Raw genomic sequence first — 7,047 nt, 5'->3', positions numbered from 1 at the left:
TGAGCTGGAATTATATACGAGCAATACTTAAAGATAGTTGAAATAATTAGGGAATTTTAGAAAAATTTGTTTGTCACTTTAAAATTTTAAAGTATGTATTTTTATTATAGGTTTAAGGGTTTAGTTTTTGAAGTATAAATTTGGAGAGTTTTTACTCTCCATCATTTAAACATTGAAATTATGTGAACTTTTACAAAATGTATATTAATAAGCCGCGATAAGCTCTATTTCCACAAGTGCGTCTTTTGGCAAGGTCTTAACAGCTACTGTACTTCTGGCAGGATAAGGCTCTTTAAAAAATTTAGCATACACAGTATTTACTTTAACAAAATCTCCCATATCTGCTAGAAATATTGTGGTCTTTACAGCATTATCAAAAGTAAGCCCTGCCTCAGCCAAGATATTTTTTAAATTTTCAAGCGATTGCTCAGCTTGGGCCTCTACGCTACTACCTGCAAACTCACCCGCTGGTGTGACACCAAGCTGACCTGAGATAAATAAAAATCCATTTGAACTAATAGCTTGAGAATATGGTCCAATCGCTTGTGGAGCATTTTTTGTTGAGATTTGTTTTTTCATATTTTCTCCTTTTGAAATTTTTTAAAATCCTACTATAAATTTTCTAAATTTTTAGTCTCCAAAAGCTATAATGGACAAAATTTCAAAAGGATGAAGATGCAAAATATACTCGCACCAAATGAGTTTTTAGATGATTATGTACTCGGTGCTGAGTTAGCTAAAAATGCCGGCATCTCATCAAATGCTTATCTTTTTTGGAAAAATGTCATAAGTGCTAAATTTGAAAACTCAAGAATAGTTTTTCTTAGAAAAAATAGCATTCCAGTCAAATTTCAAAACATTATAAAAACCTGCACACCTTTAAATGGCCTTATTCCAACAGGCGTATTTTGCTCTTTTACTTCGCTTGCTCCATCTCATCTTGTAGCAAAAAATGGCTCTAAGATATACGAGCTCTTTAAATTTTATGAGATTTGCGGTATCAAATTTATAGACTTGAAGAAATTTTATGATGATTTTAATCTTAGCTATTCTTATAGAATTTACATTGAAAAATGCAAATTTTTCTCACCTGCTCCATTTGAAAAACGCATAAAATTAACTGAAACGATGTGTCTTGGATATTACTAAAGTCCGCTAGCTAGCTTGCTAGCGGGATAAATTTATATCTTTTTGTAAGGTGCTTGACCGACTTCATAGAAGTTATTACCCTCGCAGTCAATGGCAACTATTGCTGGGAAATCCTCAACTGTAAGCCTAGCAACTGCCTCTGGTCCTAGTTCTGGATAAGCCAGCACTTCATATTTTTTTATACTTTGGCTAATGAGCGCTCCGATGCCGCCGATAGCAACCATATAAACACAGCATGATTTTTTCATAGCCTCGACTACTGCGTCACTCCTGTAGCCTTTACCGATCATACCATTTATGCCAACTTCATTTATCATAGTTGGGGTATATTTATCCATCCTACCACTTGTTGTTGGACCTGCTGCTCCGATAGCTTGATTTGGTTTGGCTGGAGTTGGTCCGACATAGTAGATAGTCTCACCCTTTAGTTCAACTGGTAGCTTCTCGCCGCGCGCCAATGTTTCAGTAAGTGCCTTATGTGCAGCGTCACGAGCTGCTATGATAGTGCCTGATATTAGGACATTATCACCTGCTTTTAGGCTTTTTACCACCTCTTTATCAAATGGTGCTATTATTCTTTTTACTTCTGACATTTTCTCTCCTTAAAGCTCGGCATCTGCGTGGCGTGCAGCGTGACAGTTGATGTTTATAGCAACAGGAAGACCTGCTATGTGGGTTGGATACCACTCGACATTTACTTTTACGGCAGTAGTATCGCCACCAAGTCCTTGAGGACCAACACCAGTTTTGCAAGCAAGCTCTAGTAGCTCGTCTTCTAATTTGGCATATCTTGGATCAGAATTTTTACTATCGACTGAACGAACTGCTGCTTCTTTTGCCAAAAGTGCTGCCTTATCCATCGTACCGCCTATGCCAACGCCTATTGTTAGTGGAGGACAGGCATTTGGTCCAGCGTATTTTACAGCCTCTAAAAAGACTTTTTTTACACCCTCTATACCATCAGCTGGTACAAGCATTTTTAAAACCGATTTATTCTCACTACCAAAACCTTTTGGAGCTACTTTAATCTTTAGCTTATCTCCTGGCACGATCCTAGTGTGAATGACGGCTGGAGTGTTGTTTGTGGTATTTTTTCTTTCAAAAAGTGGCTCAGCAACGACTGACTTTCTTAGATAACCTTCAGTGTAGCCTTCCGCAATACCCTCATTTATCGCATCTTCAATATACCCACCCTCAATATGCACATCTTGGCCGATCTGCACGAAAACAACCGTCATACCGGTATCTTGACAAATAGGTGCAACGCCCTCTTCTGCAAGCTTAGCGTTTTGTAAAATTTTGCCCAAAATGTCTTTGCCTAGTGACGAGCTTTCATTAGTTTGAGCCTTTGTAAAAGCAGCCTTTAAATCTGGCGTCACAACATAACAGGCCTGTTTGCAAAGCTTAGCAACGACTTCTCTTATATCTTTTACATTTATTATTCTCATCTTTACTCCTCGTAAAAAACAATTTTTAATTATATTAACTATATTTAAAATTTAAGATTAAATTTTACTGCTGGATATCTACTCGAAAAAATTTATATGAGTTTATTTTGTTTGACTACAACTAGAAGACTTGTCTAAAACAAAAATTTAGTGAAATAAGCGATGGTGAAATTGGGTCTAGAGCATCACAATATTGATAGAAATTTACATAACATGGCTTATTTAAGCCATAAATATATAAATTTAAGTCGCAACACATTAAATTTACTCTATTATAGCAGTTAAATCTTTAAACTGCGAGGTATAGACATGAGTGAAATTTCTTTCTATTTTGAGGAAGGTGATTTCGTGTTAAAAGCCAGTAGGGTTGTTAAGGCCGAAAAGAGTGGTACGCTTGTCTTTCGAAACAAAATGAACTCTGTGTTGTTCCCGGTTAATTTCACAGCTAGGGATTATGATATTTTTTTTACGATCTGCTGGTATGCAAAGCAGATGGGCTATGTTGAAAATGCCAAATTTATTGAAATGCCTTACTCTGAAATTTGTAGATTTATGCCGTCTGGCCTGAATAAAACCAGATTTAACGATGAAGTAAAGAATTTTAGAGCCAAAGTTTTAGGGCAAGACGGCGCTGCCATCTATAGGAGCGTCGAAATTACCGAAGATGATGAAATAACTACCGTAGGCGTATTTTTTACGGATATTCGGATTTTTAGAAATAAGCAATCATTAAGTTTTAGACTAAACCCGGTTGCTCTTGAGATTTTATTCAGTACCCTTAAATTTATGAAAATAGATTTAAACGACTTTGTTGCGATTAAGGGCAAATTTGCCAAGACTTTATATCGACTCCTGCATCAATACGAAAACGTAAAAACCGATAAAGACGGCTTTAAGTGTGTAAATTTTAATAGAGACGACTTTGAAAGATTTATGAGTGCGCCGGCTAAATATAACGCTTCCGATTTGGATCGCTTTGTAATTAATCCGTCTATAAACGAATTAAATGAAAGCTATTTCAAAAAACTTCTTTTTGAGAAAAGAATAGCTGACGGCAATAAAAAAGCGGTGGTCGGCTACTCGTTCAAATTTATTTTGAATGAAAAAACGGAAAGAATAGGGGCTTAAAACTGCGCCTCTTGTCGCTTTAGGTGCATAACCCTATCGCTTTGATCCTCATCGTCGCTTACAGGGCTTCTAGGGACTTAAAATTATCTTAAAACAACGCATTCCCGGTACAAATAAATTGCCGGGTTCTGCGCTATCCTCTTATTCTCATAGCGATGTATTCGTCCGTATCTAGGTCGTAGTTGTTCGCTTCGGCTTTAAACTGCATCAGTTCGTCAAAGGTAAAAATATCTTTGAGCTCGTATGTGGCTAAAATTTTAACGTCTGAATACGTCAGGATGCTTACTTCTAGGCTCTCTGCGATCTGCCTTATTTTCTCTTTCTTAGAATCACTTACGAATACGATATAATTTTTTATATGCTGCACGTCCTTTGGATCGTTTGGCTGCGGCGCCTCGATAAGCCCCATTTTAAACCGCACAAACTCGCTCATGCTGGTGTTGAACCATTTGGCCTGATCATAAATTGTTATCAGCACATCGTCTTTTATATGCGGTATCGGCGTCGTTAGGGCGAGCTCTATAAATTTGGCCAGCGTATACGTCGGATATTTTTTTCGTATTTTTACGGCCAGTTCCTTTGAGAATTTCGTCCCTATCGCCACTTTGCTCTTTTTTGCCGGCGCTTCTTTTTGCGTGTCCGCCCCAGCTATAAATTCCTCTAGCTTGTCCGTAGAGTTGCTTGCTCTTTTAAAGTCCATTTTCTTCCCTTTTATTTTTTAAAATTCTAATCTCTTAATCTTAATAAAAAATAAAATATTAAAAATTAAGATAGCATTATTTTTAATTTTTCGCAAAACTAAAAATAATAAATTTCCTAAATTTATACTAAAAAAACGATAAAATACTTATTTTTCACCCTTTTAAAAATATCTCTTCGCATAAGTTTTTGATTTCTTGCTCCGCCTTGTTGCCGTCATTCATCTCGACTACGCCGTAGCCTAGTTGTGTGGCTATTTTGTAGCGCTCGCGCTCAAATATGATCGTGCCCGCTAGCCTTATGTAATCCTCTTGAAGCTCCTCGATAAATGCTTTCAGGCTGTCTATTTTCTTGTATAAAAACGGGTTGGTCGAGGCTCGGTTTATTACGATATAGGCTTGCAGCTTTTCGTTTTGCTCTTTGGCCATTTTTACGATATTGACCATTTTGTCTAGGACGCTTACGTCAAACTGGCTTGGAATGGTCGGGATTATCACGATGTCGCTTAGAGCGATGGCTATTCGCATCTCTCTGCTATCTCGGCCGCCCGTGTCTACGACTATGTCTTTGCTGCGATCTACGTTTTGCAGAAATTCTTTTAAATTTTCGCCGTATTTGTAAGCAAAATCAAATGCCTTTGGATGCCCCTCTTCGTTTCGTATATTTAAAAACGTGGCGATTGACTTTTGCGGGTCGGTATCCAGCAGCAAAAGTGACTCGCCTTTTACCATGCCTTGATTTATGGCTATGTTCGTGGCAAGCGTACTTTTTCCGCTACCGCCTTTTTCGTTGCAGATCGATACTATCATCATCTCTCCTTTGCGTAAAAATTTAAAATGATTATATCGCCTTAAACTTAATAAATAATAAAATATATATTGTTAAAATACTATCTTATAAAATAAAATCAAAGATAAAAGATATATTTTAAATAAAATTACATAAAAATAGCAATAATATTTTATAAATTTCTACTCTTTTCTAGTCGATAGTAAGAAGTGCATTTTTATAATAAAATAAAGCATTGCGTTAAATACGATATAGCAGATCGCGGCCAGCGTTATAAAGAACGCGTCCGCGTTTAGGATCGTTTCCACCTTATTAGGTAGTTTGAAAAAATATAAAACTGCATTTGTGCCAAAGCCTAGTAAATTTATGGCCAAAAATACCCACATAAATCGCTTGGCGGGGCTGTTAAATAGTTCTGTTTTCTTTGACTTCTTCATGATTTTAAATAAATTTCTCCCTAAATTTGATTTATTAGCCTAGTTCTCGGTTTAAGGCCGTTGATTCGCTGAATTATTATCCTGGTAAATAGTTCTTGTCCGTTTAGGACGGCCGATTTCGTGTTGCTTTGGGCATAGTCTTGTTTTACTAGCTCGGGGTATTTTTCCTTGATCTCAAAATCGCAGCCTAATATATGAAACTGCGCAGGGTTGTGCCGTAAAAAGAACGTAAGGGGCACGCCGATTACGCCATCATAGTCGATCGGTATGTTTTTATAATTGGTCACTTCTATGATTTTGTAGTTATCGTATTCCGGATATTCGTGCTCATTGCCTTTGTATTTTTTCATCAGTCTTACGCCAGTTTGATGCTTTGTGCTTTTTAAATTCGTAAACCACGATACGTTGCTAAATCGCTTTTTGCTGCCGTCCGGGCGAGTAAAAATATTTACTTGGTGATTTCCTAACCAAATTTGGTTATTTTTGTATAGCTCAAATATCTTTTTATAGGTAATCGAATACGTTCCGCCTACGATTAAAAATTTCTTTTGACCGCTTTGGGCTATATCTATAAGCTCTCTAAAAAGGGAGAAGGGTGGATTGGTTACGATGATGTCGGCCTGCGCGATTATCTCTTTTACTTCGTCGCTGCGAAAGTCGCCCCGACCGCGCAACTGTGTTTCGCTCATGCCGTTACTCGTGATCTCTATTTTCGTGCCTTTCAAGTTTAGCTCGTTGATGTTAAACGTCGTCGTGATGAGCTTTTTTAGCTCCAAAGTTTTAAAATTTAAGGCGAAATACCTATAAAAGTTGCTATTTTTGCCGTCATTGCACGGGCAGACCACGATTTTGTCTTTAAAGTGTGCTTTGTAGTCTTGCAGCTCTTCTCTGATCTCGTCAAAGCTAGTATAAAACTCGTCGTCGATCTCGTATTTGGCTTTCATAAAATATACATTGGCTCTCTTTTCTTTATCCGCCATCCAGCCTTGTCCGACCAGCTCGTTTTGGTTTGAAATTTGGCTCATTCTTTCCCTTTTTGTCCCGTTTTGCTTTTTGTATCGAAATACGATTTTAAAAAGCAAATTTCAAAACAATCAGCTTCTGGATCATTTAAATAATGCTCTAAAAATGAAGCGAGTTCTGAACGTACGCTGCCAAACTCTTTAATAAATTTTTTCTTATTTTGCGTTGCAAAGCATATAAAATCATCTTTGCCGATAATACACTCATAACGACTTTCTAAGTTTCTCCTGTATTTTTTAAAAATGTCAAAAAATACAGGGTTTAACGTATCCTTATATTTTTTACCGAAATAAATTCCGGCTATATCTTGCTCTTTATCGATTGTCGTTTTACGGCAAACACGAAAAAAGATTTCAGTGTTGTCCACAACCATG

At 37.0% G+C, this 7,047-nt stretch carries 10 protein-coding genes; 2 read left to right on the top strand and 8 right to left on the bottom strand.

Annotated features, from left to right (window positions below):
* Positions 1-204 precede the first annotated feature (204 nt).
* A complete protein-coding gene (locus CVS93_RS09480) occupies positions 205-579 on the bottom strand; it encodes a RidA family protein (protein ID WP_103603800.1) in 375 nt (124 codons plus the stop codon).
* Positions 580-675: 96 nt separating this feature from the next.
* Here CVS93_RS09480 and CVS93_RS09475 point away from each other — a divergent pair, with 96 nt between their 5' ends.
* A complete protein-coding gene (locus CVS93_RS09475) occupies positions 676-1,149 on the top strand; it encodes a cysteine permease (protein ID WP_084041562.1) in 474 nt (157 codons plus the stop codon).
* Between the two features lie 32 nt (positions 1,150-1,181).
* Here CVS93_RS09475 and CVS93_RS09470 read toward each other — a convergent pair whose 3' ends face one another.
* Complete coding sequence (locus CVS93_RS09470; RefSeq protein ID WP_103603802.1) at positions 1,182-1,742, bottom strand: Fe-S-containing hydro-lyase; 561 nt, start codon at positions 1,740-1,742, stop codon at positions 1,182-1,184.
* 9 nt (positions 1,743-1,751) lie between these two features.
* Entirely contained in the window at positions 1,752-2,597 is an 846-nt protein-coding gene (locus CVS93_RS09465) for a fumarate hydratase (protein ID WP_107687432.1), read from the bottom strand.
* 309 nt (positions 2,598-2,906) lie between these two features.
* On the opposite strand from CVS93_RS09465, the gene CVS93_RS09460 reads away from it, so the two are divergent.
* Positions 2,907-3,725, top strand: a complete 819-nt coding sequence (locus CVS93_RS09460; protein WP_107687431.1) for a replication initiation protein — start codon at positions 2,907-2,909, stop codon at positions 3,723-3,725.
* Positions 3,726-3,858: 133 nt separating this feature from the next.
* Here the strand turns inward: CVS93_RS09460 and CVS93_RS09455 are convergent, their stop codons facing one another.
* The 5 genes from CVS93_RS09455 to CVS93_RS09435 all read right to left on the bottom strand — a co-directional run bounded on the left by CVS93_RS09455 (position 3,859) and on the right by CVS93_RS09435 (position 7,046).
* On the bottom strand, positions 3,859-4,425 hold the full coding sequence (locus CVS93_RS09455; RefSeq protein ID WP_002950346.1) for a hypothetical protein: 567 nt from the start codon (positions 4,423-4,425) through the stop codon (positions 3,859-3,861).
* 154 nt (positions 4,426-4,579) lie between these two features.
* Complete coding sequence (locus CVS93_RS09450) at positions 4,580-5,233, bottom strand: AAA family ATPase (RefSeq protein WP_009495782.1); 654 nt, start codon at positions 5,231-5,233, stop codon at positions 4,580-4,582.
* A gap of 162 nt (positions 5,234-5,395) precedes the next feature.
* The gene (locus tag CVS93_RS09445; RefSeq protein WP_009495780.1) at positions 5,396-5,599 is read right to left on the bottom strand and encodes a hypothetical protein; all 204 of its coding nucleotides are present in this window, start codon (positions 5,597-5,599) and stop codon (positions 5,396-5,398) included.
* A 71-nt stretch (positions 5,600-5,670) separates the two neighbouring features.
* Positions 5,671-6,675, bottom strand: a complete 1,005-nt coding sequence (locus CVS93_RS09440) for an adenine-specific methyltransferase EcoRI family protein (RefSeq protein ID WP_107687430.1) — start codon at positions 6,673-6,675, stop codon at positions 5,671-5,673.
* A complete protein-coding gene (locus CVS93_RS09435) occupies positions 6,672-7,046 on the bottom strand; it encodes a hypothetical protein (protein ID WP_107687429.1) in 375 nt (124 codons plus the stop codon). Before CVS93_RS09435 ends, CVS93_RS09440 begins: the two co-directional genes overlap by 4 nt.
* Position 7,047 lies beyond the last annotated feature (1 nt).

Origin of the sequence: Campylobacter concisus, assembly GCF_003048535.1 — a bacterium.
Lineage (GTDB): Bacteria > Campylobacterota > Campylobacteria > Campylobacterales > Campylobacteraceae > Campylobacter_A > Campylobacter_A concisus_S.
Note: the sequence above shows the minus strand (reverse complement) of the source record. Positions and strands in the feature narration are given on the sequence as shown.

Bases quoted from the DNA above. Each gene is read 5' to 3' on its own strand.
- CVS93_RS09465 (WP_107687432.1), bottom strand. From the start codon at position 2,597: ATGAGAATAATAAATGTAAAAGATATAAGAGAAGTCGTTGCTAAGCTT.
- CVS93_RS09435 (WP_107687429.1), bottom strand. From the start codon at position 7,046: ATGGTTGTGGACAACACTGAAATCTTTTTTCGTGTTTGCCGTAAAACG.
- CVS93_RS09475 (WP_084041562.1), top strand. From the start codon at position 676: ATGCAAAATATACTCGCACCAAATGAGTTTTTAGATGATTATGTACTC.
- CVS93_RS09440 (WP_107687430.1), bottom strand. From the start codon at position 6,675: ATGAGCCAAATTTCAAACCAAAACGAGCTGGTCGGACAAGGCTGGATG.
- CVS93_RS09480 (WP_103603800.1), bottom strand. From the start codon at position 579: ATGAAAAAACAAATCTCAACAAAAAATGCTCCACAAGCGATTGGACCA.
- CVS93_RS09470 (WP_103603802.1), bottom strand. From the start codon at position 1,742: ATGTCAGAAGTAAAAAGAATAATAGCACCATTTGATAAAGAGGTGGTA.
- CVS93_RS09445 (WP_009495780.1), bottom strand. From the start codon at position 5,599: ATGTGGGTATTTTTGGCCATAAATTTACTAGGCTTTGGCACAAATGCA.
- CVS93_RS09450 (WP_009495782.1), bottom strand. From the start codon at position 5,233: ATGATAGTATCGATCTGCAACGAAAAAGGCGGTAGCGGAAAAAGTACG.
- CVS93_RS09455 (WP_002950346.1), bottom strand. From the start codon at position 4,425: ATGGACTTTAAAAGAGCAAGCAACTCTACGGACAAGCTAGAGGAATTT.
- CVS93_RS09460 (WP_107687431.1), top strand. From the start codon at position 2,907: ATGAGTGAAATTTCTTTCTATTTTGAGGAAGGTGATTTCGTGTTAAAA.